The organism is Nocardioides rubriscoriae, assembly GCF_008087085.1.
In the GTDB taxonomy this organism is placed as follows: Bacteria; Actinomycetota; Actinomycetes; order Propionibacteriales; family Nocardioidaceae; genus Nocardioides; species Nocardioides rubriscoriae.
Genome location: NZ_VIYJ01000003.1, coordinates 309,313 through 334,663, shown reverse-complemented (window position 1 = coordinate 334,663; position 25,351 = coordinate 309,313). Strand labels below are relative to the sequence as shown.

Genomic DNA, 25,351 nt, shown 5'->3' with positions numbered 1-25,351 from the left:
AGCTCACTCGCCGCTCTCGGTCTGGGGTGCGGGCACCGTGGGCGGGTCGTCCTGCACGCCCACCTGGACCTGCAGCAGGCGCTCCGCGTAGGGGTTGGCCAGGTCGAGCAGGGGCTGCGGGAAGAACCCGAAGAACACCAGCGCAACCATCAGCGGGGCCACGGCGAGGACCTCGCGGTGGGTGGCGTCGGGGATGACCTCGGTGCGCGCGGCGACCTGGGTGGCGGTGTCGCCGGCGCCCTGTCCGTCGTGCCCGTCGTGCCCGTCGTCGAACACGTGGGCGTCGAGGGTGCCGTGGGCGGGACCGGTGAAGATCCGCTGGTACATCCACAGGATGTAGACCGCCGCCAGGACGATGCCGGTGACGGCGAACGCGCCGACCCACCAGCCGTAGTCGAACGCGGCGAGCAGCACCAGGAACTCGGACACGAACGGGCTCAGCCCGGGCAGGCCGAGCGTCGCCAGGCCGGCGACGAGCATGAGCCCGGCGAGCACCGGCACCTTCTTCTCCAGCCCGCCCATCTCGCTGATGAGGGTCGTTCCGCGACGGCGGATGAGGTAGCCGGCCACCAGGAAGAGCGCAGCCGTGCCGATGCCGTGGTTGACCATGTAGAGGATCGCGCCCGAGGCGCCCTGCGTGCTGAACACGAAGATGCCGAGGGTGATGAAGCCGAAGTGGCTCAGCGAGGTCAGACCGATCAGCCGCAGCACGTCGTCCTGGCCGATGGCGACCAGGGCGCCGTAGATGATCGAGACGACCGCGAGGGTGACGACGACCGGGGTGGCCCACTGCGAGGCCTCGGGGAAGATCCCGAGGCAGAAGCGCAGCATGCCGAAGGTGCCGATCTTGTCGAGCACGCACACGAGCATCACCGAGACCCCGGGTGTGGCCTTCTCGGTCGTGTCGGCCAGCCACGTGTGCAACGGGAACAGGGGCGCCTTGACCGCGAACGCCACGAAGAACCCGAGGAACAGCCAGCGGCCGGCTCCGGTCGAGATGTCGAGCTGCTCGAGGTCGGTGAGCAGGTAGGAGGGCTTGCCGGCCTGCGCGGAGACGACGTAGAGGCCGATCACCGACGCGAGCAGCACCAGACCGCCGCCGAGCTGGAACATCAGGAACTTGACCGCGGCCGCGCCGCGCCCCTCCTTGCCGAAGCCGCCGACCAGGAAGTACGCCGGGATCAGCGTGGCCTCGAAGACGACGTAGAAGAGGAACACGTCGGTGGCGCAGAAGACGGCCAGCGAGAGGGCCTCGAGCGCGAGCATCCAGGCGTAGTAGGAGCGCGGGTTGTCGTCTCCCTCGTCCCACCCGGCGAGCATCACGACGGGGGTGATCACGACGGTGAGCAGCACCATGAGGATGCCGAGCCCGTCGACGCCCAGGGCGTAGTGGACGCCGAAGGACTCGATCCAGCTGACCTGCTCGGTGAGCTGGAGGGCCCGGTCGCCGGTGTCGAACATGACCGCGGCGGCGACACCGAGGCCGAGGGTGCCGGCCGAGACACCGAGCGCGATCGAGCGCGCCGACGTGGCCGGCAGGAACGCAACGAGGAGGGCGCCGACGAACGGCACGAGGATGAGGGTGGTCAGCATCTAGAGTTGCACCGCCAGCATGGCTGCGGCGACGAGGACGACGCCGATGAGTACGGACAGGGCGTAGGAGCGGACGTAGCCGGTCTGCACCTTGCGCAGGACGTCGCCGAGGGCTCCCACGGTGGCCCCGCCGCCCATGAACAGGCCGTCGGCACCCGAACGGTCGAAGACCAGGAGTCCGCTGACCAGGCGCCGACCGGGGCCGACCACGAGACCCTCGTTGATCTCGTTGCCGTAGAGCTCGGCGCGGGCGGCCCGGGTGACGAACGAGACCTCGGTGGGGGCGACCTCGGGGACCCGCTGGCGCTGGAAGAGCGCGACGGCGGTCGCGACGCCCGCTGCGACCACGAGGAGCACCAGGAGCGTGATGGCGAGGGCGGGGATCGGCAGGTCGTGCTCGGGCTCCTCGCCGACCACCGGCGTCAGCCAGTCGATGATCCAGTTGCCGAGCAGCAGGCCGCCCCCGAGCACCGAGAGCGCGGCGAGCACGATCAACGGGATCGTCATCACCTGGGGCGACTCGTGCGGGTGGACGCCCTTGCGCCAACGCTTCTGGGAGAAGAAGGTCATCAGCATCAGGCGGGTCATGTAGAAGCCGGTGACGCCGGCGCCGAGCATCGCGGCCACGCCCACCACCCAGTTGTCGGCGATGGCCGCCTCGATGATCTTGTCCTTGGACCAGAACCCGGAGAAGCCCGGGAAGCCGATGATCGCGAGGTAGCCCATCGCGAAGGTGAGGAACGTGACCGGCATGGCCTTCTGGAGCAGGCCGTAGTGGCGCATGTCGACGTCGTCGTCCATGCCGTGCATCACCGAGCCGGCTCCGAGGAACATGTTGGCCTTGAAGAACCCGTGGGTCAGCAGGTGGAAGATCGCGAACGCGTAGCCGGCGGGGCCGAGGCCGGCGCCCAGCATCATGTAGCCGATCTGGCTCATCGTCGACCCGGCCAGGGCCTTCTTGATGTCGTCCTTGGCGCACCCGATCGCGGCACCCCACAGGATGCTGACGACCGCGACCACGACGACCGCGGTCTGCGCGTCGGGGGCGCGGTCGAAGACGAAGTTGGAGCGGACGATGAGGTAGACGCCTGCCGTCACCATGGTGGCGGCGTGGATGAGGGCCGAGACCGGGGTCGGGCCCTCCATGGCGTCGAGCAGCCAGGCCTGGAGCGGGACCTGGGCGGACTTGCCGCAGGCTCCGACCAGCAGCAGGATCCCGAGGACCGTCATCGCGGTCTCGGACGCCCCACCGGCGCGCTGGCTGATCTCGGTGAAGCTCGTGGAGCCGAACAGGGTGAAGGCCAGGAAGATGGCCGTGACCATGCCCATGTCACCGACGCGGTTGATGACGAAGGCCTTCTTGGCGGCCTGCGCGGCGGAGTGCTTGTGCTGCCAGAAGCCGATCAGCAGGTAGGAGGCCAGGCCGACGCCCTCCCAGCCGAGGAACAGCCCGAGATAGTTCTCGGACAGGATCAGCATCAGCATCGCTGCGACGAAGAGGTTGAGGTAACCGAAGAACCGACGGCGCCGGGGGTCGTGCTCCATGTAGCCGATGGAGTAGACGTGGATCAGCGAGCCGACGCCGGTGATCAGCAGCAGGAACAGTGCCGCGAGCGGGTCGTAGAGCAGGTCCATGTCGACGCGCAGGCCACCGACGTGGATCCAGTCGTAGAGGTGCTTGACGACCTGGCGGTCCTCCTCGTCGCGCCCCTGCAGGTCGACGAACATCAGCAGGCTGATCACGAAGGACCCGACGGGCATGGCGGTGCCGAGCCAGTGTCCCCACCGGTCGGTGAGACGGCCGCCGAGCAGCAGGACCGCGGCGCCGAGCAGCGGCAGCGCGATCACCAACCACACGAGGCCGAGCACGCCGTCGGCACCGCTGGGCGCGACGACTGGGATCTCGGTCCCGGTCTCCAAGACGAACATGTAGGTCGGACCTTTCAGAACTTCAGCAGGCTCGCGTCGTCGACCGAGGCCGAGCGACGGGACCGGAAGATGGTCATGATGATGGCGAGCCCGACGACGACCTCGGCGGCCGCGACGACCATCACGAAGAACGCCGCCACCTGCCCCTCGAGGTTGCCGTGCTGCTTGGCGAAGGCCACGAGCGCGAGGTTGGAGGCGTTGAGCATCAGCTCGACGCACATGAACACCACGATGGCGTTGCGGCGCACGAGCACCCCCACGGCACCGATGGTGAACAGGATCGACGACAGCACGACGTACTCGGTCACGAGGTCGCTCCCTCGTCGTGCTTGCCGTGCTCGGCGGGGACGTCCTCGGTGGTCGACGCCGCGGCACCGGAGGTGCCGGTGACGCCGGGGCGGGCCGCGGTGTCGACGCCGAGCTGACGCTTGAGGTCCTCGATGTCATGGGCCATGGCGGGGGCCGACCGCACGGTGCCGCGGGCGGCGAGCACGCGCGAGACCGAGGACTCCGCAGCGGTGCCGTCGGGCAGCAGGGCGGGAGTGTCGACCGCGTTGTGGCGGGCGTAGACGCCCGGCGCCGGCAGCGGGCCGAGGTGGGCACCCTTGTCGGCGAAGTCGCGGACCCGCTTGGCGGCCAGGTCGGCCTGGGTCTGCTTGGGCGTCAGGCGCTCGCGGTGGGCCAGCACCATCGCGCCGACCGCTGCGGTGATCAGCAGGGCGCTGGTGACCTCGAAGGCGAAGACGAAGCGGGAGAACACCAGGTTGGCGAGCGCCGGGATGTTGCCGCCCTCGTTGGCGTCGTCGAGCCCGGTCGCGGTGCCGAGCGTGAGCTGGGACAGGCTGATCACCAGGATCAGGCCCAGCAGCAGCCCCCCGACGGTGGCGAGCACGCGCTGGCCCTTGATCGTCTCGACCACCGAGTCGGCCGAGTCGACGCCGACGAGCATCAGCACGAACAGGAACAGCATCAGGATCGCGCCGGTGTAGACGATGATCTGCACCGCGAAGAGGAACGGCGCGTCGAGGTCGGCGTAGAGGATCGCCAGGCTGATCATCACCACGGCGAGCAGCAGCGCCGCGTGGACGGCCTTGCGCACGAAGAGGATGCCGAGCGCGGCGAGCACCATGAGCGGGGCGAGGGTCCAGAACGCGATCACTTGGCACCTCCGGTGGAGAGTCCGCCGCGGTAGTAGTCGCCCTCGTCGAAGCCCTCGCGCATCGGGTGCGGGGGCTGCTCCATGCCCGGCAGCAGCGGGGCGAGGAGGTCGGACTTCTCGTAGATGAGGTCGGCGCGGTTGTCGTCGGCCAGCTCGTACTCGTTGGTCATCGTCAGCGCCCGGGTCGGGCAGGCCTCGATGCACAGCCCGCACAGGATGCAGCGCAGGTAGTTGATCTGGTAGACGCGGCCGTAGCGTTCACCGGGGCTGAAACGCTCGCCGCCGGCGTCGTCGTTGGAGGCTCCCTCGACGTAGATCGCGTCGGCCGGGCACGCCCAGGCACACAGCTCGCAGCCGATGCACTTCTCGAGCCCGTCGGGCCACCGGTTGAGCTGGTGGCGGCCGTGGAACCGAGGGGCGGTCGGCAGCTTCTCGAAGGGGTACTGCTCGGTCACCACCTTGCGGAACATCGTGCGGAAGGTGACGCCGAACCCGGCGACGGGGTCGATGAACTGCTCCTTGAACGACTTGTTGTCGCCCTTGTCGTCGGCCATCAGGCCTCCTCCCCCGCCACCGTGGTCATCCGGGCGGGACTGTCGAACACGAGCGGAGCAGCGGCCCCTCGGACCGCACCTCCGGCGGGCATGGGCGGGGTCGGGAACGCCCCGGGCTGCGGCTGGGCCGCGACGTAGTCGGCGACGGTCTCCTTGTCGCCGCCGCCGATGAAGAACAGGCCGATCAGCAGGACCACCACGACGCCGATCACGACCGGCACGTTGTCGCCGCTGAACCAGCCCTCGGTGCGGCCCACGCGCAGCGTGGCGACCGCGAGGGTCCAGACCAGCGCGATCGGGATGAGGAACTTCCACCCCAGGGCCATGAACTGGTCGTAACGCAGCCGCGGCAGCGAGCCGCGCAGCCAGATGAAGCCGAAGATGAAGAACAGCACCTTGCCGAAGAACCACAGCACCGGCCAGTAGCCCTCGTTGGCCCCGGCCCAGAACTCGTCGATCCAGAACGGCGCCCGCCACCCGCCGAGGAACAGCGTCGTCGCCAGGGCGGAGACGGTGACCATGTTGACGTACTCGGCCAGGAAGAACAGGGCGAACTTGATCGAGGAGTACTCGGTGTGGAACCCGCCGACGAGCTCACCCTCGGCCTCGGGGAGGTCGAACGGGGCGCGGTTGGTCTCACCGACCATCGACACGACGTAGATCAGGAACGACGGGATCAGGACCAGCCCGAACCAGAGGTCCTTCTGGGCGGCGACGATCTCGGAGGTCGACATCGACCCGGCGTAGAGGAACACCGAGACGAGCGAGAGGCCCATCGCGACCTCGTAGGAGATCATCTGGGCGCTGGAGCGCAGGCCGCCGAGCAAGGAGTAGGTCGAGCCGCTCGACCAGCCGCCGAGCACGATGCCGTAGATCCCGATGGAGGCGATGGCCATCACGAACAGCACGGCCATCGGCATGTCGGTGAGCTGCAGGGGCGTCCGCTCGCCGAACAAGCTCACCTCGGGTCCGAACGGGATCACGCTGAAGGTCACGAAGGCCGGGATCACGGCGAGGACAGGCGCGAGGACGAAGACCACCTTGTCGGCGGCCTTGGGCATGATGTCCTCCTTGAACATCAGCTTGGCGCCGTCGGCCAGCGACTGCAGCAGGCCGAAGGGCCCGTTGACGTTGGGGCCGATGCGGTGCTGCATCCGGGCCACGACCCGGCGCTCCCACCAGATGTTGAAGAGCGTGAGCAGCACCAGGGTCACGAAGATCAGCAGGACCTTGAGCCCGACGACCCACCACGGGTCCTGGCCGAAGGCCTGCAGGCCCTCGTCGACGACCATGGCGGCCGGGGCGGGGACGGCTGTCGAGAGCAGCGTGATCATCAGTTGCCTCCGGTGACGGTGACGCGGGAGCCGGGTGAGGCGAGGTCGGCCAGCAGGCCGCGACCGGTCGAGGACGCCGGCAGCCAGACGACGCCGTCGACGAGGTCGTCGGCGACCTCGCAGGGCAGCGTGACCGACCCGCGGTCACCGGTGACCGTGACGGTCGGGCCGCAGGCGTCGTGGACGGCCCGGCTGACGCGCGCGACGGCGGGCCGTGCGGTGGCGGCCAGGTGCTTGTCGCCGGCGAGCATGGTGCCGTTGTCGAGCATCTGCTTCCAGGTGGCCAGCCGCAGGCCCTGGGAGTCGGCGTCAGCGCCTGCCGCGGTCGGGGCGACCGGCGTCATGGTGGCGCGGGCGCCGTCCCACGGGCCGAGGTCCTCCATCTGCGACCACACGTCCTCGACGGTGCGGAACCCCAGCGGGGTGCCCATCTCCTCGGCGATCCCGGCGAGGACGCGCAGGTCGGGCAGCGAGGCCGGGTTGGCCAGGACGCGGTCGAAGGTGCGGACCCGCCCCTCCCAGTTGACGAACGAGCCGGCCTTGTCGGTGACCGGGGCGACGGGGAAGACCACGTCGGCGGCCCGGGTGACGTCGCTGGCGCGCAGGTCGAGGGCCACCACGAACGAGGCGGCCGCGATCGCCGCGGTCGTGGCGGCGGGGTCGGTCGTGTCGTGCGGGTCGACGCCGCCGATCACGAGCCCGCCGAGGTCGCCTGCGAGCAGGGCGGCGACGATCGCGTCACCGTCGCGCCCCGGCGTCTCGGGCAGGCTGTCGACGCCCCAGGAGGTGGCGGCGTCGACGCGTGCGGCTGCGTCGGAGACCGGTCGACCACCGGGCAGCAGCCCCGGCAGGCAACCGGTCTCGAGGGCGCCGCGGTCGCCGGCGCGCCGCGGGACCCAGGCCAGCCGGGCACCGCTCTTGGCGACCAGCTCGGCCACGGCGCTCAGTGCGCCGGGCACGGTCGCGAGGCGCTCGCCGACGAGCACGACGGCGCGCGCGTCGAGCCCGTGATCGGCGTGGCCCAGGAGCGAGGACAGCGCGGCCGGCTCGTCGCCGGGCGCCGTCGGGACCAGGGTGCCGTGCATCTTGCGCAGGCCTCGGGTGGTGAACGGCGCGATCGCGAGCACCCGGGTGCCGTGGTGGAGCGCCGCCTTGCGCAGCCGCAGGAAGATCGCCCCGGCCTCGTCCTCGGGCTCGAAGCCCACCAGCACCACGGTGGAGGCGGTCTCGAGGTCGGTGTAGGTCACCGACCCGCCCTCGGGGCCCGTCGCGACGACGTGGGCCGCGAGGAACTCGGCCTCCTCGGCGGAGTGGGGCCGGGCCCGGAAGTCGATGTCGTTGGTGCCGAGCGCGACGCGGGCGAACTTGCTGTAGGCGAAGGCGTCCTCCCCGGTCAGCCGGCCGCCGGTCAGCACCCCGACCGAGCCGGCAGCGCGCAGACCGCGGGCCGCGACGGCGAACGCCTCGGGCCACGACGCCGGGCGCAGGGACCCGTCCTCGTCACGGACCTGCGGGTAGGTCAGCCGGTCGGGCTCGACGGCGTAGGTGAAGGCGAAGCGGTCCTTGTCGGTGATCCACTCCTCGTTGACCTCCGGGTCGTTGCCGGCCAGCCGGCGCATGACCTTGCCGCGCCGGTGGTCGACGCGGATGGCCGACCCGCACGCGTCGTGCTCGGCGATCGACGGGCTCGACACGAGGTCGAAGGGGCGCGAGCGGAAGCGGTAGGACTCCGACGTGAGGGCTCCGACGGGGCAGATCTGGATCGTGTTGCCCGAGAAGTAGGACAGGAACGGCGCGTTGTCGGCGATGCCGATCTGCTGCTGGGCGCCGCGCTCGACCAGCGCGATGAACGGGTCGCCGGGGATCTGCTCGGCGAACCGCGTGCAGCGCTGGCACACGATGCAGCGCTCGCGGTCGAGCAGGACCTGGGGCGAGAGGTTGATCGGCTTGGGGAAGGTGCGCTTGACCCCACCGGCACCGGACCCGACGAAACGGGACTCGCCGCGGCCGTTGCTCATCGCCTGGTTCTGCAGGGGGCACTCGCCGCCCTTGTCGCAGACGGGGCAGTCGAGCGGGTGGTTGATGAGCAGGAACTCCATGATGCCCTGCTGCGCCTTGTCGGCGACCTCGCTGGTGGCCTGGGTGTTGACGACCATCCCCGGCGCGACCGGCAGGGTGCACGCGGCCTGCGGCTTGGGGAAGCCGCGACCGTTGCCGGCGTCGGGGACGTCGACCAGGCACTGCCGGCACGCCCCGACGGGGGCGAGCAGCGGGTGGTCGCAGAACCGCGGGATCTGGACGCCGACCTGCTCGGCGGCCCGGATCACCAGGGTGTCGGGAGCGACGTCGACCTGGATGCCGTCGATGGTGACGCTGACCAGGTCGGTCTTGTCGGGGGTCGTCGTCATGACGTGGATGCTCCGGTGAGGGCGCCGGCCCAGGCCGTCGACGCCGAGGCGTCGAAGGGGCAGCCGCCGTGGGTGAGGTGGGCGACGTACTCGTCGCGGAAGTACTGCAGCGAGCTGACGATCGGGCTGGTCGCCCCGTCGGCGAGCGCGCAGAACGAGCGGCCCAGGATGTTGTCGCACTGGTCGAGCAGCAGGTCGAGGTCGGCCTCGTTGCCCTGGCCGCGCTCGAGCGCGCCGAGGGTCTGCACCAACCACCAGGTGCCCTCTCGGCACGGCGTGCACTTGCCGCAGGACTCGTGCTTGTAGAACTCGGTCCAGCGCAGCACCGCGCGCACGACGCAGGTCGTCTGGTCGAAGACCTGCAGGGCGCGGGTGCCGAGCATCGACCCGGCACCGGCGACGCCCTCGAAGTCGAGGGGGATGTCGAGGTGCTCGGCGGTGAGCAACGGGGTGCTGGAGCCACCCGGCGTCCAGAACTTCAGCTCGTGGCCGTGCCGTACGCCGCCGGCGAGGTCGAGCAGCTCGCGCAGGGTGATGCCGAGCGGGGCCTCGTACTGCCCGGGCGTGGTGACGTGGCCCGAGAGCGAGAAGATGCCGTAGCCCTTGGACTTCTCGGTGCCCATCGAGGCGAACCAGCCGGCGCCGTTGGCCACGATGCTGGGCACCGACGCGATCGACTCGACGTTGTTGATGACGGTCGGGCAGGCGTAGAGGCCGGCCACGGCGGGGAACGGCGGGCGCAGGCGCGGTTGGCCGCGGCGGCCCTCGAGACCCTCGAGCAGGGCGGTCTCCTCGCCGCAGATGTAGGCGCCGGCACCGGCGTGCACGACGACGTCGAGGTCGTAGCCGGAGCCATGGATGTTCTTGCCGAGGTGGCCCGCGGCGTAGGCCTCGGCGACCGCGGCCTGCACGCGCCGGATGACGTGGAGGATCTCGCCGCGCACGTAGATGAAGGCGTGGTTGGCGCGGATGGCGAACGAGCTGATGATGACGCCCTCGACCAGCAGGTGGGGCGAGGCCATCATGAGCGGGGTGTCCTTGCAGGTGCCCGGCTCGGACTCGTCGGCGTTGACCACGAGGTACTTGGGCTTGGGGTTGTCCTGCGGGATGAAGGACCACTTCATGCCGGTCGGGAAGCCCGCGCCGCCGCGACCGCGCAGGCCGGAGTCCTTGACCGCGGCGACGATGTCGTCGGGGGCCATGCCCAGCGCCTTGTCGAGCGCCTGGTAGCCGCCACGGGCCGTGTAGGTCTCGAGCGTCCAGGAACGCTCGGCGTCCCAGTCCTGGGTCAGGACGGGGGTGAGGGTGTCGATGGAACCAGTCACGTCAGTCACGTCAGTCCGCCTCCTTCTTGTCCGCCGCGGTCTTGCTGGTGGGGCTGTCCTGCTCGACGGCGGCGGCCTCGGCGACGCCGTCGTCGGTCTCGGCCGCGGCCCGGGGCGCGTCCGCGGGCTCGGAGGGTACGGCGGGAGCCGCGTCGACCGCACGGGGGCTGCGCTCGCCCTCGGGCGCCGTCCAGCCGCGCTCGCGCGCGATGCCCAGGCCCACGAGCGACGCGGGTCCGGCCGCGGGGCCCTCGTCGGCGAGGCCGTCGTTGAAGCCGGCGAGCACCCGCTCGGCCTCGCGCCAGGTGCACAGGCGGGGACCACGGGTGGAGTGGACCTCGACGCCGGCACGCAGGTCGTCGACCAGCTGGACAGCCGACTGCGGGGTCTGGTTGTCCATGAACTCCCAGTTGACCATCACCACGGGGGCGTAGTCGCAGGCCGCGTTGCACTCGAGGTGCTCGAGGGTGACCTGCGCCTGGTCGCCGGGGCGCTTCTCGGACGTCTCGTCGTTGCCGACGTCGAGGTGGTCCTTGAGGCGGGCGAAGATCTCGTCGCCGCCCATGACCGCGCAGAGCGTGTTGGTGCAGACCCCGACGTGGTAGTCACCGACCGGCTTGCGCTTGTACATCGTGTAGAAGGTCGCGACGCCGCTGACGTCGGCCGGGGAGATCTCGAGGATCTCGGCGCAGGTCTCGATGCCCTCGGGGGTGATCCGCCCCTCGGCGGACTGCACGAGGTGGAGCATCGGCAGCAGGCCGGAGCGCTTCTCGGGGTAGCGCGCCGCGATCTCGAGAAGCTCGGCGCGTGTCTCGGTGGACAGTGTCATCGGTCGACACCTCCCATCACGGGGTCGATCGAGGCGATGGCGACGATGACGTCGGCGACCTGGCCGCCCTCGCTCATCACGCTGGTGGCCTGCAGGTTGGTGAACGAGGGGTCGCGGAAGTGCGTGCGGAACGGACGCGTGCCGCCGTCGGAGACGACGTGGGCGCCGAGCTCGCCGCGGGGCGACTCGATCGGAACGTAGGCCTGGCCCGGCGGGACCCGGAAACCCTCGGTGACGAGCTTGAAGTGGTGGATGAGGGCTTCCATCGACTCGCCCATGATGTGGCGGATGTGGTCGAGGCTGTTGCCCATGCCGTCGCTGCCGATCGCGAGCTGGCTGGGCCAGGCGATCTTCTTGTCGGCGACCATGACGGGTGCGCCCTCGAGCGCGGCCAGCCGCTCGGCGGCCTGCTCGACGATCTTCAGGGACTCCCACATCTCGTTGAGCCGCACCCGGAAGCGCCCGTAAGCGTCGCAGGTGTCCCAGGTCTGGACGTCGAAGTCGTAGGTCTCGTAGCCGCAGTAGGGCTCGCTCTTGCGCAGGTCCCACGGGTAGCCGGTCGCCCGCAGCGGCGGGCCGGTCAGGCCGAGCGCCAGGCAGCCGTCGAGCTCGAGGTGGCCGACGCCCTCGAGGCGGGCCTTGAAGATCGGGTTGGCGTTGCACAGGGCGGCGTACTCGGGCAGGCGCTTCTTCATCAGCGCCACGAAGCCGCGGATCTCGTCGAGGGCCCCGACGGGGAGGTCCTGGGCGACGCCGCCGGGGCGGATGAAGGCGTGGTTCATGCGCAGGCCGGTGATCAGCTCGAACAGGTCGAGCACGAGCTCACGCTCGCGGAAGCCGATCGTCATCACGGTGAGAGCACCGATCTCCATACCGCCGGTGGCGATGCAGACCAGGTGGGAGGAGATCCGGTTGAGCTCCATGAGCAGGACCCGCATGACCGAGGCCTTCTCGGGGATCTGGTCCTCGATGTCGAGCAGGCGCTCGACCCCCAGGCAGTAGGTCGCCTCGTTGAAGAACGGCGAGAGGTAGTCCATGCGGGTGACGAAGGTGGTGCCCTGCACCCAGGAGCGGAACTCCATGTTCTTCTCGATGCCGGTGTGCAGGTAGCCGATGCCGCAACGGGCCTCGGTGACCGTCTCGCCCTCGATCTCCAGGATCAGGCGCAGCACGCCGTGGGTCGAGGGGTGCTGGGGCCCCATGTTGACCACGACCCGCTCCTCGACGCCCTCGACGCCGGAGAGGCCCTCGACGATCTCGTCCCAGTCGCGGCCGGTGACGGTGAAGACCTTGCCCTCGGTCGTCTCGTTGGTGCCGGCGTAGACGTCGTTGTTGTCGGTGGTGGCCATCAGTTGTAGCTCCTCCGCTGGTCGGGCGGCGGGATGGTGCCGCCCTTGTACTCGACGGGGATGCCGCCGAGGGGGTAGTCCTTGCGCTGCGGGTGGCCCGGCCAGTCGTCGGGCATGAGGATGCGGGTCAGGGCGGGGTGGCCGTCGAAGACGATCCCGAACATGTCCCAGGTCTCGCGCTCGTGCCAGTCGGCGGTGGGGTAGACCGCGACGACCGACGGCAGGTGCGGGTCGGCGTCGGGGACGCCGACCTCGAGGCGGATGCGCCGGTTGTGGGTCATCGAGAGCAGGTGGTAGACCGCGTGGAGCTCGGCGCCGGCGTCATCGGGGTAGTGGACGCCGCTGACGCCCGTGAGGAGCTCGAAGCGCAGCCGCGGGTCGTCGCGCAGGTGTCGGGCGGTCGCCAGGAGGTCCTCGCGTCGCACGTGGAAGGTGATCTCGCCGCGGTGCACCACGACCCGGCCCAGGGACGTCACGGTCTCGAGGGCGTCGGCGACCTCGTCGAACCAGCCGCCGAAGGGCCGCTGCGCCGCCCCGGGGTAGACGATCGGGGCGACCAGGCCGCCGTAGCCGCTGGTGTCGCCGCTGCCGCGCACGCCGAACATGCCGGTGCGGGCGCCGACGGCGCGCACCTCCTCGTCGGTGGTCGCCGGGGTCTTGCCGTCAGCCTGGTCGGGGCCGGTGGTCTTGTCCTCGTCGCTCATCTCAGCGCAGCAGACCCTTCATCTCGGAGGTCGGCAGGGCCGTGAGCGCGGAGGTCTCGAGCTCGGCGATCTGGGCGGTGCGGTTGGCACCGAGCTTCATGGCCTGGACCTGGTCGTGCAGCTTGAGGATCGCGTCGATGAGCATCTCGGGCCGCGGCGGGCAGCCGGGGAGGTACATGTCGACGGGGACGACGTGGTCGACGCCCTGGACGATCGCGTAGTTGTTGAACATGCCGCCGCTGCTGGCGCACACGCCCATCGCCAGGACCCACTTGGGCTCGGGCATCTGGTCGTAGATCTGGCGCAGCACCGGGGCCATCTTCTGGCTCACCCGGCCGGCCACGATCATCAGGTCGGCCTGGCGCGGGCTGGCCCGGAAGACCTCCATGCCGAAGCGCGCCAGGTCGTACTTGGGGCCGCCGGTGGTCATCATCTCGATGGCGCAGCAGGCCAGGCCGAACGTCGCGGGCCAGAAGCTGGCCTTGCGCATGTAGCCGGCCAGCCCCTCGACGCTGGTGAGCAGCACCCCGCTCGGCAGCTTCTCTTCGATACCCATGTGCCTGTGGTCCCTCCTGCTCAGTCCCAGTCGAGTCCGCCGCGGCGCCAGACATAGGCGTACGCGACGAAGACGGTGGCGATGAAGATGACCATCTCGACCAACCCGAAGACGGCCATCGCGTCGAAGTTCACGGCCCAGGGGTAGAGGAAGATGATCTCGATGTCGAAGACGATGAAGAGCATCGCGATGATGTAGTACTTCACCGGGAAGCGGCCGCCGCCGACCGGCTGCGGCGTGGGTTCGATGCCGCACTCGTAGGAGTCGAGCTTGGCGCGGTTGTAGCGCTTGGGCCCGACCACGAACGCACTGGTCGCGATCGAGCCGACGGCGAAGATCGCGGCCAGGGCCGCCAGGACGAGGACGGGGGTGTAGAGGTCCATCCGCAAGATCCCTTCGAGGTCGGCGTACCGGGATGACGTGTGATTCTTGTGACTTTGTGAACTGAATCACGAGGTGCGCTCGGCGTCATACTGCCACTCCGAGCGTTGCACGTCACACCGGGGTCTGGAGCGGCGAAACCCGGCTCCACCGGGCCGCTTTACGTGACGACGCCATGTCCTAATTGGCCCGCGGTCACTGTGCCGCGCCGTCACCGCGACGTCATCCGCCCGTCGCAGCATCCGGGGCCCTCCCGTGGTTAAGGTGCGCCTGCGACGTACCTGCCCGTCCCACGATCGGAGGCCCGGTGGCGACCCTCACCGCTGACAAGAAAGTGCTGCATGCCGACCTGAGCGGCGACAGCGTGCGAGCCGCCCAGGGCGCGATGGTGGCCTACACGGGGGCGATCAGCTTCAAGCACGCCGGGATGGGCGGCGGCGGGGGCTTCCGCGCCGCCGTGCGCCAGCGGGTTGCCGGCGAGAGCATCACCTTGATGGAGTGCCAGGGCCAGGGCCGTGTCTACCTCGCCAAGGACGCCCTCGACGTCACCGTCGTGGTGCTCGACAACGACAAGCTGACCGTGGAGTCCGAGCACATCCTGGCCGTGACCGACGGGCTCAAGCTCGACGTGCAGTTCGCCGGGCTGCGCGGCATGACCTCCGGGCAGGGCCTCGCCACGACCAGTGTCACCGGCTCGGGCCAGTGCGCGATCATGTCCGACGGTCCGCTGATCCCGCTGGCCGTGGCGCCCGGCATGCCTCTGGTCGTCGACCCCGACGCCTACGTCGCCAGCACGGGCCAGATGCAGATGTCGCTGGTCTCCGGCGTGACCTGGCGCAGCCTCGTGGGCGAGGGCGGCGGCGAGCCGTTCAGCCTGCGCTTCGAGGGCCAGGGCACCGTCTACATCCAGCCCGCGGAGAGGTGAGCCAGCCGTGAACGGAGCAGCGTTCGAGCAAGTCAACAAGAAAGTCGTGCGCACCGACGTCTCCCCCGGCGGCGAGGTGATCGCCCGCCGCGGCGCGATGCTCGGCTACTCCGGTGGCGTCACCTTCCGCCCGATCAGCGGCCCGGGGGGCGTCGGCGGGATGGTCGGCCGGGCCATGCAGGGCGAGAGCGTCGCGATGATGGTCGCCGAGGGACAAGGCAACGCCTACTACGGCTTCCGCGGCCTCTACGTCACGCTCGTGCAGCTGCACAACGAGACGCTCACCGTCGAGGCCGACCGGCTGCTCGCCCACCACGCCCACCTGTCGACCTCGGTCGAGATGATCGGCTCGGGCGGTGTCCGCCAGGCCGTGCGCGGCGCGATGTCGGGCCAGGGCCTGTTCACGACCAAGGTCAGCGGCACGGGCTCGGTCGCGCTGCTGTCGCACGGCGGGACGTTCGAGATCCCGGTCGACGGCAGCGGCATGGTCGGCGTCGACCCCCAGGCCTACGTCGGCCACGTGGGAGCACTGCAGATCGACTTCAAGATCAGCGCCGGCGTCCGTGACGTCGTCGGTCGCGGCTCCGGCGAGGCGACCCAGCTGCACTGCACCGGCCACGGCCGGGTCTACATCCAGGCCTCGGAGGAGAAGTTCTGATGATCACCATCCCTGTCGACGGCCCCGGCGGCTCGACCGTCTACGACGCCCGGACGCTGCCGTCCAACGACAACGTCAACAGCTACTCGTTCTGCATCGACCTCGACGGCGAGTGGTTCACGGCCGCCGGCGCCATGATCGCCTACTACGGCAACGTCGACTTCTCCGGCGTGGCGGCGTTCGCGTCGCGGGCGGCCTGGGTCGCCTCCCGCTTCTCCTCCCCGCTCTACACCCAGGACTGGGTCGTGGCCTCGGGGCAGGGCAAGCTCGTCATCGGCGACCGCGGCAACGACATCAACTCCTACGACCTCGAGGTCGGCAACCTGACCATCAAGGCCAAGAACCTGTTGGCCTTCGAGACCGGCCTCGAGCTCAAGCAGTCGATCGTGCCGGGCTTCCTGACCCTGATCGGCACGGGCAAGTTCCTGGCCTCGTCGGTCGGCCCGGTCATCTTCGTCGAGCCGCCCTTCCGTGCCGACCCCGACGCCCTGCTCGGCTGGGCCGACTGCCCCTCGCCGTCGGTGCACTACGACCACAACTGGATGGCGCAGTCGTTCATGGCCGGCATCCAGGGCATGTTCGGACGCGAGTCGGGCGAGGAGCGTCAGTACGACTTCACCGGCGCCGGCACGATCCTGATGCAGTCGTCGGAGCTGCTGCGCGCCGACTCGGCGCTGCTGCGCCTGATCGAGTCGCAGACCAACCTGCTCGACGCCAACTCCGCCGGGACCCTGGGCCACAAGCTGATCGCGCGGTCGCAGCAGCAGTGACACACCGAAGCACCTGACGCCTCGAGGCTGCAGCCCGGTCGCGCTTCCGGCTGCGGTGGTCTCGACGCGCCTGTCGCTCGACCTGCGCGCGTGACGCCGAGCGCTCGTTCCTCGCGCTCGGCTACGCGCTTGCCCGGTGGAGGGCGACGATGCCGCCGGACAGGTTGCGCCACTCCGGTGAGGTCCAGCCGGCCTCGGCGATGAGCGCGGCCAGGGCGGCCTGGTCGGGCCAGGCCCGGATCGACTCGGCGAGGTAGACGTAGGCGTCGGGCGCCGACGACACCGCCCGCGCGACCGGCGGCAGGGCCTTCATGAGGTACTCGACGTAGACGGTGCGAAACGGCGCCCACGTGGGGTGGCTGAACTCGCACACGACCAGCCGGCCACCCGGCTTGGTGACGCGGCGCATCTCGACCAGGCCGGCGAGCGGGTCGACGATGTTGCGCAGGCCGAAGGAGATCGTGACGGCGTCGAAGGTCGCGTCGGCGAACGGCAGCCGGGTGCCGTCGCCGGCGGTGAACGGCAGGTGCGGGCGGGCCTTCTTGCCCACCTGGAGCATGCCGAACGAGAAGTCGCACGGCACGACGCGGGCGCCGCGCTCGGCGAACGGCTCGCTGGAGGTGCCGGTGCCGGCGGCGAGGTCGAGGACGCGCTCGCCGTACTGCGGGTCGACGGCGTCGATCACCTCGCGACGCCAGCGACGGTCCTGGCCGAGCGAGAGGACGTCGTTGGTCAGGTCGTAGCGCTTGGCCACGCCGTCGAACATGCGTTGGACGTCGGACGGGAGCTTGTCGAGATCGGCGCGGGCCACGTCAAGAGCGTAGGAGCAGCCCTGTCGTCGCAACCAAACGGCCCTGCCTCGCGTCTCCCAGGTGTACGACGAAGCACCATCCCTCCAGGCACATCCGCCCCTCTAGCAACAGGAACCGCCATGACCGCCGCCCGCCGCCTCCTCCTCGTCCTCGTCGTGGGAGCGCTCGCCGCGCTCGCCGGCCTCGGTGTCGCCTGGTCCCAGCAGGCCGACGACCAGCCGAGCGCCACGGGCACGTCACGCGAGACCGCGCCGTCCGCGGGGAGCCCGACCGCCGACCCGACCACGCCGGAGCCCACGATGGCGGACAGCCCGACGGCCGACCCGACCACGGCGTCCCCCGACCCCACGCCGACGCCGAGGCCGGCGCCCACGCCGTCGCCCGCCCCCACCGTCGCGCCCGAGCCGGAGCTCGTCCCCGGTCCGGCGCTGCTGTCGCCCGGTGACGCCGGCGACGAGGTGCGCGAGCTGCAGGCGCGGCTGCGCCAGATCGACTGGTTCAACCAGGACGTCACCGGCACCTACGGCGACGTGACCCGGGAGGCGGTCGAGGGGTTCCAGGCCAAGCGCGAGATCCCCGTGACCGGGGAGGTCGACCAGCGCACGATGGACCGGCTGCTGTCGATGACCAGCGAGCCGACCGCGGCCGAGCTCACCAACCAGCTGGCCAGCGGCAACGTGCCCGGCCCGCTCGACGCCCGGTGCCAGACCGGTCGGGCGCTGTGCGTCGACAAGACCTCACGCACGCTGCGCTGGGTCGTCGACGGCGACGTCCGGCTGACCGTCGACGTGCGCTTCGGCTCTGAGGAGCACCCCACCCGCGAGGGCGCGTTCTCGGTCTTCTCCAAGAGCCGCGACCACGTGTCGTCGCTCTACGACACCTCGATGCCGTTCGCGATGTTCTTCTCCGGCGGCCAGGCGGTGCACTACTCCCCCGACTTCGCCGCCCACGGCTACGACGGCGCGTCGCACGGCTGCGTCAACGTCCGCGACTACGACGCCGTGGCCGGCCTCTTCGACCAGGTGGCGGTCGGCGACAAGGTCATCGTCTACCGGTCCTGATCACCGGGTCGTCGGTCGACCGGGTGGCCAGTGCCCTCAGGCGTCGGCGAGGCCGTGCAGCAGCTCGACGGTCGCGTCGACGGTGAGGCCCTGCGTGGTGGCCTCGTAGGTGCGCTCGCCGGCGCCGAGCTGGCAGCGCACCGCCTGCGGCTGCTGCGCGGGGTCGATCGGCTGGCCGGCGGGCACCTGCGAGTTGTCGCCGTAGTTGACCGAGCAGACGGCGTCGTCGACCTTGACCAGCTCGGAGGAGGCGCGGGCCAGCCCGATCACCGCGGGGTCGATCGGCGGGGTGTCGGGGGTGAACAGGCCCGGGGCCCGGTCGAGGACGGTGAGCTGGGCCACCGCGGAGGCGTCGGTGGCGGCGTACAGCCGGAAGGCGCCGGGGACGCCGAACACCTTCTGCAGGCCCTCGGCGATCGAGTCCTCCTGCTTCATCAGGTCCGCGGCGGCCGGGAAGCTCTGGGCCAGCTGGGGCGGCAGAGTTCCGAGGTCGGCGGCCACCAGCATGCCGGGCAGCTCGTCGGGGAGGTCGATCGGGCCCGCGGGCGTGGCGCCGGCACCACCGGTCGACGACTCGCTCGACGAGCCGGACGACGACTGCGGGTCGTCGCCCAGCTTGGGCACCAGCACAGTGAAGACGACCACGCCTCCCAGCAGCACGACGCCCAACAGGGCGCTGACGACGGTGGTCCGGGGGTTGTCACGCATGGGTTCGATCATCGCAGCCGCCCGGGAACGGGCGGGGTCCGGGCCGCTCGGTAGGCTCGTGACGTGACCCAGGGTGCTCCCGCCGACCGGCCCGCCGTGCCCCTGGTGGTGCGCACGACCGCGCTCGACGTGACCCGGCTCGCCGCCCTGGTCGACCTGCTCCCGTCCACCGCGCCCGTCGCGTGGCTGCGCCGCGGCGAGGGCCTCGTCGGGTGGGGCCGTGCCGCCGAGGTCCGTACGACGGGCGACACCCGCTTCGCCGACGCCGACGCCTGGTGGTCGCAGACCGCAGGCCGGGCCGTCGTGCGCGACGACGTGGGCGAGCCCGGCAGCGGCCTGGTCTGCTTCGGGACGATGGCCTTCGCCGACGAGCCCGGCGACTCCAGCCTGGTGGTGCCCGAGGTGGTCGTCGGCCGCCGCGGCGACGTCGCCTGGATGACCACGATCTCCGCCGGCGGGCTCGCACCAGCCGCGCTCCCGCCCGAGCCGGCCGACCCGCCCGAGCCCCCGGTCGGGCTGACCTTCTCCGACGGCCACCGCAACGGCGACGAGTGGATGTCGGTGGTCGCCGACGCCGTCGCGCGCATCAACGCCGGCGAGCTCGAGAAGGTGGTCCTGGCGCGCGACCTGGTCGCCACCGCCGACGCCGACATCGACGTCCGCTGGCCCCTGCGCCGCCTCGCCGAGACCTACCCGACGTGCTGGACCTTCCACGTCGACGGCTTCTTCGGCGCCACCCCCGAGCTGTTGGTGCGCCGCGAGCGCGGGCTGGTGACCTCGCGCGTGCTCGCCGGCACGATCCGGCGTACCGGTGACGACGCGCGCGACCTGATGCTTGCCGCGACCCTGGCCCGCTCGTCGAAGGACCTCGAGGAGCACGAGTACGCCGTCCGCTCAGTCGCGGTCGCCTTCGCGCCCCACTGCTCGTCGATGAACGTGCCCGAGGCGCCGTTCGTCCTGCACCTGCCCAACGTGATGCACCTGGCCACCGACGTCACCGGGGTCGTGCACGACGCCGGCACCGTCTCGTCGCTGGCCCTGGCCTCCGCCCTGCACCCCTCGGCCGCGGTCGGGGGCCACCCCACCGACGTCGCCGTCGCGCTGATCGACGAGATCGAGGGCATGCCCCGGGGCCGGTACGCCGGCCCGGTGGGTTGGATGGACGCCACCGGCGACGGTGAGTGGGGTCTCGGACTGCGCTCGGGCGTGGTGTCGGGCCCGACCGTGCGGCTGTTCGCCGGGTGCGGGATCGTCGGCGACTCCGACCCCGAGTCCGAGCTGGCCGAGGCCGGCGCCAAGTTCGTGCCCGTGCGCGACGCGCTGGGTGGCTGAGGCGTCGTCAGCTCGTCGTGACCGGGCGCGGGGCGCAACCACCCACGCGACGGGTGCGGCCGACGGCCGCCACGACGCACGTCAGTCGGTGCTGGCGAGGATCAGACGGACCGCTTCGCGCGGCGCGTCCCACTGGGGGAAGTGACCGCACCGCTCGAACCAGTGCAGCACCGCATCGGGGAACATCTCCGCTGCGCGAGCGGCCTGCTTCGGCACGGTCACCAGGTCACGGCGTCCCCAGCCGATCGTGACCCGGCCGGGCACCGTGCCGGCCGGCGCGCCCTCCTGCTTGGGCCCCTTGGTCAGGGCGTCCAGGGCGGCCCCGGTCGACGGGGAGTCGGCCAACCCACGCACGTCGGGCAGGACCGTGTCGCGCGACAGCGCCCAGGGCCGCGCCGACAGCTGGGCGAGGAGCAGGGTCCGTCCCACCGGGCTGCCGAGCAGGGTCGGCAGCGCGCCTCGCAGGGCACGCACCAGGGCGATCGACGGGCGCAGGGTGGCGGAGAAGACACGGAGCTCGCGGTCGCTCCAGAACCCGCCCGGGTCCAAGGCCACGGTGTCGCCACCGATGCCGCGCCGCGCGAGCTCGAGCACCACCCGGCCGCCCATCGACTGGCCGACCGTCGAGACGCCGTCCAGGCCCTGCTCGCGGATGAAGGCCGCGACAGCGTCGGTCAGGGTCGCGACCGAGACCTCGCCGGCCAGCGGCGGCGTCTCGCCGAACCCCGGCAGGTCGACGGCGATGACCTCTCGGCTCTCGGCCAGCTGGTCGAGGATCGGCGACCAGGACCGCCACCCGGCACCCAGCCCGTGCACCAGCAACAGCGGACTGCCGCTTCCTCGCCTCACGTGGTTCAACGTCACACCCGAGACGCTAGCCTGCCACCGAAACGGCACCCCTGGCTCCGGGTCGAAGGCCCGCCCCGGCCGACCTACAGGTCCAGGTCGGCGCCGTCGGCGAGCCGGACGAAGGTGCGGCCGTCACCGAGGGCGAGGTTGTTCATGTGCGTCTCGACCATCGCCAGGCCGACCTCGCTGTGGACGCGGTCGTGGATCGCGAGGGTGCGGGGCGCGGCGACCTCGCGGACGAAGTCGACGGCCTCGCCGACCTTGAGCCAGGGCGCCGAGACCGGCGCGAGCAGCAGGTCGACCGGCTCGCCGGGCCCGGTGAGGGAGTCGCCGGGGTGGTAGACCTTGGTGCCGGCCAGGTCGAGCAGGTAGCCGGAGTTGTGGATGCGCGGGTAGTCGGGGTGGATGACGGCGTGCTTGTCACCGACCACGCGCACGGGCAGCCCGACGTCGAGGGTGTCGCCCGGCGTGACCACGTGCAGCCGGTCGACGAGGTCGGGCGCCTCCTCGCGGATGACGTCGGCCACGTCGCCGATGGTGTGGATCTGGGCGGAAGTGGCGCGCAGGTGGTCGGCGTCGTAGTGGTCGGCGTGCTGGTGGGTGATCAGCACGACGTCGGCGCCCTCGACGGCCTCGCGCCCGGTGAACGAGCCGGGGTCGAGGACGACCCTGATGCCGGCGTGGTCGACGCGCACGCACGCGTGCCCGAACTTGGTGATCCTCATGCCGCCCAACCTACGGACGTGTGTCGGCGGCCGCGAGTCACCGGCCGCTGACGCTGTCGCTGCCTATCATCGCGCCGTGACCGCTCCCCGCCTGGCGACGCCGGCCGAGGCCGAGCGGCTGGTCGACCTCCACGAGGCCTGCTGGCGCGAGGCCTACGCCGACCTGCTGAGCCCGGCGACCATCGACCGGGTGTTCGCCGACCGTCCCGCCGCCGTGGCGCGCCGGCGAACGCACCTGGCGGATGGAGCCGCCCCGACGTGGGTGGTCGAGCGCGACGGCGAGCGGGTCGGCTTCGCCACCGCGGGCCCGCCCCGCCACGACGAGCCCCCTACCGACCTCGAGCTGCGCGCGATCTACGCCCGCGCCTCGGTCTGGGGCACCGGGGTCGGCCACGACCTGCTGACGGCGGCGGTCGGCGCGCGGGCGGCGTACCTGTGGGTGCTGGCCGGCAACGAGCGGGCGATCGGCTTCTACCGCCGCCACGGCTTCGGGCTCGACGGCGCCGAGGAGGAGCACCCGGAGGGGCGGCACCTGCGGATGGTGCGAGGCTGAGCCGGTGCTCGCCCTCACCGGATCCACCGGGGCCCTCGGTGGCCTCGTCGCCCCCGCCCTCGCCAACCTGCGCCCGCGCCTGATCGTGCGCGACCCCACCCGGGCGCCGCGGCTCGGGCTGGAGGTGAGGACGGCGACGTACGCCGACGGCGCGGCCGCCACCGCAGCGCTCGAGGGCGTCGAGGTGCTGCTCATGGTGTCGGCGGCCGAGTCCGACCGGCGGCGCGAGGAGCACCGTACGTTCATCGCCGCGGCCGTGCGCGCCGGCGTGCGTCACGTCGTCTACACGTCGTTCGTGGGGGCCGCGCCCGACGCGACCTTCGCCCTGGCCCGCGACCACCACGACGCCGAGGCGGCCCTGCGCGAGGCCCACGAGAGCAGCGGGACCGCCTTCACGCTGCTGCGCGACAACTTCTACCTCGACGTGCTGCCGTCCTTCGCCGGGCCCGACGGCGCGCTGCGCGGGCCTGCGGGCGACGGGGCCGTGGCCGCGGTCGCCCGGGCCGACGTGGCCGACGTCCTGGTCGCGGTGCTGCGCGAGCCCGCGGCGCACGCGGGGGCGACGTACACCCTCACGGGGCCGGAGGCCCTCACCCTCGACGACGTCGCCGAGCGCGCGGGCGCGGTGCTCGGCCTGCGGCTGCGCTACGAGCCCGAGACCGTCGAGGAGGCCTGGGCCTCACGCCGCGCGGCCTACCCCGACGCCCCCGACTGGCAGCTCGACGCCTGGGTGAGCACCTATACCGCGATCGCCGACGGCTCCTGCGCCGCCGTCTGCGACGACGTACGCCGCCTCACCGGCCACGCCCCCCGCACCCTCGAACAAGCCCTCCGCCCCCGATAGTCGTGGACCTTCTGCACCGATGTGGCTTCAGTCCGGTTCGCGTGCAGAACGTCCACGACTATCGCGGGGTCAGGCGGTGAGGTGGTGGACGTAGCACCAGCGCCAGTCCTCGCCGGGCTCGGCGGACTGCATCACGGCGTGGCCGGTGTCGTGGAAGTGGGCGGTGGCGTGGCGGTCGGGGGAGGAGTCGCAGCAGCCGACGTGGCCGCACTCCACGCACTGGCGCAGCGCCACCCAGCGGTGGCCGATCGCGACGCAGCTGGGGCACGTGCCGTCGGTGTGGGTCTCGACCACCGGGGACGCCTCGAGGTGCTCGCACTCCTCGCCGGGGCGGCGTACGGAGGAGGTGCGCAGCTCGGCGCGGTCCTGGGTGGCGCTGTCGAGCAGCGACTCCTCGACGTCGAGCATCGCGAGGACCTCGGCGACCACGACCGACGGCGTGGTGCCCTGCGACCGGATCTCGAGCACGCGCTCGCGCTCGGCCTCGATCATCGCGAGCCGGATCCGGCTGTAGACCTCGCTGGGGGTCTCCTCGTCGGCGGTGGTGCCCAGGCGCTCCCAGGCGGCGAAGTTGCGCTGCTCGATGCGCTGCTTGATCAGCGCACCGACGCCGTGGACGTCGTCGACGTCGGTCTCCTTGAGGTAGCGGAAGCCGGCCTTGGACGCCTGCTGCAGCAGGGTCGCACGGGCCAGGGCGTCGTCCATCGGGTCGGGCGAGGGCACCTCGAGGCGGCGCGCCAGCATCGGCAGCGTGAGCCCCTGGATGATCAGGGTGCCGGCCACGACGGTGAAGGCGATCAGCAGCAGCACCTCGCGGTACTCGGTCTCCTCGGGGATGACGAAGGCGGCCGCGAGCGTCACGACCCCGCGCATGCCGGCCCAGCCGAGCAGGAACGTGTAGGCCAGCGGCGGTCGCCGCCGGATCTCGGGGTCGACGCCCGGCCGCACCAGCAGGAACCGGGCCGGGAAGACCCACACCAGCCGCAGCACGATCACCGCGACCAGGGTGAGGCCGCACACGAGCGCGATCCGGGCGCCCGACAGCATGCGCGTGTCGACGTCGGAGAACAGCGTCTCGGCCTGCAGCCCGATCAGCAGGAACACGGCGTTCTCGAGGACGAACGCGATGGTGCGCCAGTTCATCCGCTCCGCGATCCGGCTCTGCGCCGACTGCAGGACCGGCGCCCGGTGCCCGAGCAGGAGCCCGGCCACGACGACGGCGATGACGCCCGAGGCGTGGATCTCCTCGGCGACGACGTACGCCGCGAACGGGACGACCAGCGAGATGGCGGTGTCGATCAACGGGTCGTCGAGACGCTTGCGCACGTGCGCGACCACGACGTAGAGGAGCAGCCCGACCGCGACGCCCCCGCCGGCGGCGACGACGAAGTCGAGGGCCACGCTGGTCACCGTCACCTCGTCGTGGCTGGAGGCGGCCAGCCCACCAGCGGCGATCGCGGTGCGCAGCGCCACCAGCGCCGTCGCGTCGTTGAGCAGCGACTCGCCCTCGAGGATCGTGGTGATGCGGCGCGGCAGCCCGATCCGGCGTCCGACCGCGGTGGCGGCGACGGCGTCCGGCGGCGCGACGACGGCGCCGATGGCGAAGGCGGCCGCCCACTCGATGTCGGGGATCAGCGCGTGCACGACGACCGCGACCCCGGCGGCGGTGAAGATGACCAGCCCGACCGAGAGCAGCAGGATCGAGCGCCGGTTGGCGTTGAAGTCGACCAGCGACGTCTGGATGGCGGTCGCGTAGAGCAGCGGCGGCAGCAGCCCGAGCAGCACCACCTCGGCCTCGAGCCGTACGTCGGGCACACCGGGCACGTACGACGCCGCGACGCCCACCACGATCAGGACCAACGGCGCCGGCAGGTCGGCACGCTCGGCCAGCGCGGTGACCACGAGCACGCTGACGGCCAGCACGACGAGCAGCAGGGCGATCTCCACGCGGCACAGTCTCGCGCACGCCGCCAGGGCACGCGGTCACGACGGT

The 25,351-nt window shown here is 71.4% G+C and carries 25 protein-coding genes; 7 read left to right on the top strand and 18 right to left on the bottom strand.

Features of this window, described 5'->3' with window-relative positions; genetic code table 11:
• Positions 1 to 3: 3 nt before the first annotated feature.
• From FZC61_RS08220 to FZC61_RS08160, 13 genes are read right to left on the bottom strand one after another with little or no spacing between them, the layout of a single operon-like run.
• Positions 4 to 1,593, bottom strand: a complete 1,590-nt coding sequence (locus FZC61_RS08220; protein ID WP_148613663.1) for an NADH-quinone oxidoreductase subunit M — start codon at positions 1,591 to 1,593, stop codon at positions 4 to 6.
• Complete coding sequence (nuoL, locus tag FZC61_RS08215) at positions 1,594 to 3,522, bottom strand: NADH-quinone oxidoreductase subunit L (RefSeq protein WP_148613662.1); 1,929 nt, start codon at positions 3,520 to 3,522, stop codon at positions 1,594 to 1,596.
• 14 nt (positions 3,523 to 3,536) lie between these two features.
• Positions 3,537 to 3,830 carry an NADH-quinone oxidoreductase subunit NuoK gene (gene nuoK / locus FZC61_RS08210; protein WP_140011381.1) on the bottom strand — a complete coding sequence of 98 codons (294 nt, stop codon included), beginning with the start codon at positions 3,828 to 3,830 and terminating at the stop codon, positions 3,537 to 3,539.
• A complete protein-coding gene (locus tag FZC61_RS08205) occupies positions 3,827 to 4,681 on the bottom strand; it encodes an NADH-quinone oxidoreductase subunit J (protein ID WP_148613661.1) in 855 nt (284 codons plus the stop codon). Before FZC61_RS08205 ends, nuoK begins: the two co-directional genes overlap by 4 nt.
• On the bottom strand, positions 4,678 to 5,235 hold the full coding sequence (gene nuoI / locus FZC61_RS08200; RefSeq protein ID WP_148613660.1) for an NADH-quinone oxidoreductase subunit NuoI: 558 nt from the start codon (positions 5,233 to 5,235) through the stop codon (positions 4,678 to 4,680). Before nuoI ends, FZC61_RS08205 begins: the two co-directional genes overlap by 4 nt.
• Positions 5,235 to 6,527: an NADH-quinone oxidoreductase subunit NuoH gene (gene nuoH / locus FZC61_RS08195; RefSeq protein WP_148613916.1), complete on the bottom strand. Its 1,293-nt coding sequence runs from the start codon at positions 6,525 to 6,527 to the stop codon at positions 5,235 to 5,237. The genes nuoI and nuoH overlap by 1 nt, the downstream gene beginning before the upstream one ends.
• Positions 6,528 to 6,568: 41 nt before the next feature.
• The gene (locus tag FZC61_RS08190; RefSeq protein WP_148613659.1) at positions 6,569 to 8,977 is read right to left on the bottom strand and encodes an NADH-quinone oxidoreductase subunit G; all 2,409 of its coding nucleotides are present in this window, start codon (positions 8,975 to 8,977) and stop codon (positions 6,569 to 6,571) included.
• Entirely contained in the window at positions 8,974 to 10,302 is a 1,329-nt protein-coding gene (nuoF, locus tag FZC61_RS08185) for an NADH-quinone oxidoreductase subunit NuoF (protein WP_281289807.1), read from the bottom strand. Before nuoF ends, FZC61_RS08190 begins: the two co-directional genes overlap by 4 nt.
• A gap of 10 nt (positions 10,303 to 10,312) precedes the next feature.
• A complete protein-coding gene (nuoE, locus tag FZC61_RS08180; RefSeq protein WP_148613658.1) occupies positions 10,313 to 11,131 on the bottom strand; it encodes an NADH-quinone oxidoreductase subunit NuoE in 819 nt (272 codons plus the stop codon).
• Positions 11,128 to 12,480 carry an NADH-quinone oxidoreductase subunit D gene (locus FZC61_RS08175; RefSeq protein WP_148613657.1) on the bottom strand — a complete coding sequence of 451 codons (1,353 nt, stop codon included), beginning with the start codon at positions 12,478 to 12,480 and terminating at the stop codon, positions 11,128 to 11,130. Before FZC61_RS08175 ends, nuoE begins: the two co-directional genes overlap by 4 nt.
• Positions 12,480 to 13,184, bottom strand: a complete 705-nt coding sequence (locus FZC61_RS08170; protein ID WP_148613656.1) for an NADH-quinone oxidoreductase subunit C — start codon at positions 13,182 to 13,184, stop codon at positions 12,480 to 12,482. Before FZC61_RS08170 ends, FZC61_RS08175 begins: the two co-directional genes overlap by 1 nt.
• Before the next feature lies 1 nt (position 13,185).
• A complete protein-coding gene (locus tag FZC61_RS08165) occupies positions 13,186 to 13,740 on the bottom strand; it encodes a NuoB/complex I 20 kDa subunit family protein (protein WP_148613655.1) in 555 nt (184 codons plus the stop codon).
• A gap of 20 nt (positions 13,741 to 13,760) precedes the next feature.
• A complete protein-coding gene (locus tag FZC61_RS08160) occupies positions 13,761 to 14,123 on the bottom strand; it encodes an NADH-quinone oxidoreductase subunit A (protein WP_148613654.1) in 363 nt (120 codons plus the stop codon).
• 305 nt (positions 14,124 to 14,428) lie between these two features.
• Between FZC61_RS08160 and FZC61_RS08155 the strand changes: the two genes are divergently transcribed.
• Genes FZC61_RS08155 through FZC61_RS08145 form a run of 3 tightly spaced genes read left to right on the top strand, consistent with a single transcriptional unit; the run spans position 14,429 to position 16,474 of the window.
• Positions 14,429 to 15,046: an AIM24 family protein gene (locus tag FZC61_RS08155; protein WP_148613653.1), complete on the top strand. Its 618-nt coding sequence runs from the start codon at positions 14,429 to 14,431 to the stop codon at positions 15,044 to 15,046.
• Positions 15,047 to 15,053: 7 nt separating this feature from the next.
• Complete coding sequence (locus FZC61_RS08150) at positions 15,054 to 15,704, top strand: AIM24 family protein (protein ID WP_148613652.1); 651 nt, start codon at positions 15,054 to 15,056, stop codon at positions 15,702 to 15,704.
• Positions 15,704 to 16,474: an AIM24 family protein gene (locus FZC61_RS08145; RefSeq protein WP_148613651.1), complete on the top strand. Its 771-nt coding sequence runs from the start codon at positions 15,704 to 15,706 to the stop codon at positions 16,472 to 16,474. Before FZC61_RS08150 ends, FZC61_RS08145 begins: the two co-directional genes overlap by 1 nt.
• 121 nt (positions 16,475 to 16,595) lie before the next feature.
• Here the strand turns inward: FZC61_RS08145 and FZC61_RS08140 are convergent, their stop codons facing one another.
• Complete coding sequence (locus FZC61_RS08140) at positions 16,596 to 17,285, bottom strand: demethylmenaquinone methyltransferase (RefSeq protein WP_148613650.1); 690 nt, start codon at positions 17,283 to 17,285, stop codon at positions 16,596 to 16,598.
• Positions 17,286 to 17,405: 120 nt separating this feature from the next.
• Between FZC61_RS08140 and FZC61_RS08135 the strand changes: the two genes are divergently transcribed.
• Positions 17,406 to 18,347: a L,D-transpeptidase family protein gene (locus FZC61_RS08135; protein ID WP_148613649.1), complete on the top strand. Its 942-nt coding sequence runs from the start codon at positions 17,406 to 17,408 to the stop codon at positions 18,345 to 18,347.
• 36 nt (positions 18,348 to 18,383) lie between these two features.
• Here FZC61_RS08135 and FZC61_RS08130 read toward each other — a convergent pair whose 3' ends face one another.
• Positions 18,384 to 19,055: a hypothetical protein gene (locus FZC61_RS08130; protein WP_148613648.1), complete on the bottom strand. Its 672-nt coding sequence runs from the start codon at positions 19,053 to 19,055 to the stop codon at positions 18,384 to 18,386.
• 63 nt (positions 19,056 to 19,118) lie between these two features.
• On the opposite strand from FZC61_RS08130, the gene FZC61_RS08125 reads away from it, so the two are divergent.
• Complete coding sequence (locus tag FZC61_RS08125) at positions 19,119 to 20,387, top strand: isochorismate synthase (RefSeq protein WP_148613647.1); 1,269 nt, start codon at positions 19,119 to 19,121, stop codon at positions 20,385 to 20,387.
• Positions 20,388 to 20,468: 81 nt separating this feature from the next.
• Here FZC61_RS08125 and FZC61_RS08120 read toward each other — a convergent pair whose 3' ends face one another.
• Both FZC61_RS08120 and FZC61_RS08115 read right to left on the bottom strand, forming a co-directional pair.
• Positions 20,469 to 21,236, bottom strand: a complete 768-nt coding sequence (locus FZC61_RS08120) for an alpha/beta fold hydrolase (protein WP_211357162.1) — start codon at positions 21,234 to 21,236, stop codon at positions 20,469 to 20,471.
• A gap of 83 nt (positions 21,237 to 21,319) precedes the next feature.
• The gene (locus tag FZC61_RS08115) at positions 21,320 to 21,961 is read right to left on the bottom strand and encodes an MBL fold metallo-hydrolase (RefSeq protein ID WP_148613645.1); all 642 of its coding nucleotides are present in this window, start codon (positions 21,959 to 21,961) and stop codon (positions 21,320 to 21,322) included.
• A 76-nt stretch (positions 21,962 to 22,037) separates the two neighbouring features.
• Between FZC61_RS08115 and FZC61_RS08110 the strand changes: the two genes are divergently transcribed.
• Both FZC61_RS08110 and FZC61_RS08105 read left to right on the top strand, forming a co-directional pair.
• Positions 22,038 to 22,514: a GNAT family N-acetyltransferase gene (locus tag FZC61_RS08110; RefSeq protein ID WP_211357161.1), complete on the top strand. Its 477-nt coding sequence runs from the start codon at positions 22,038 to 22,040 to the stop codon at positions 22,512 to 22,514.
• Positions 22,515 to 22,518: 4 nt separating this feature from the next.
• Positions 22,519 to 23,358, top strand: coding sequence for an NAD(P)H-binding protein (locus tag FZC61_RS08105; protein WP_148613643.1), 840 nt, complete (start codon positions 22,519 to 22,521; stop codon positions 23,356 to 23,358).
• A gap of 69 nt (positions 23,359 to 23,427) precedes the next feature.
• On the opposite strand, the gene FZC61_RS08100 is transcribed toward FZC61_RS08105, so the two are convergent.
• Positions 23,428 to 25,305 (bottom strand): Na+/H+ antiporter, encoded by a 1,878-nt coding sequence (locus FZC61_RS08100; protein ID WP_148613642.1) that lies wholly within the window; start codon positions 25,303 to 25,305, stop codon positions 23,428 to 23,430.
• Positions 25,306 to 25,351: the final 46 nt, after the last annotated feature.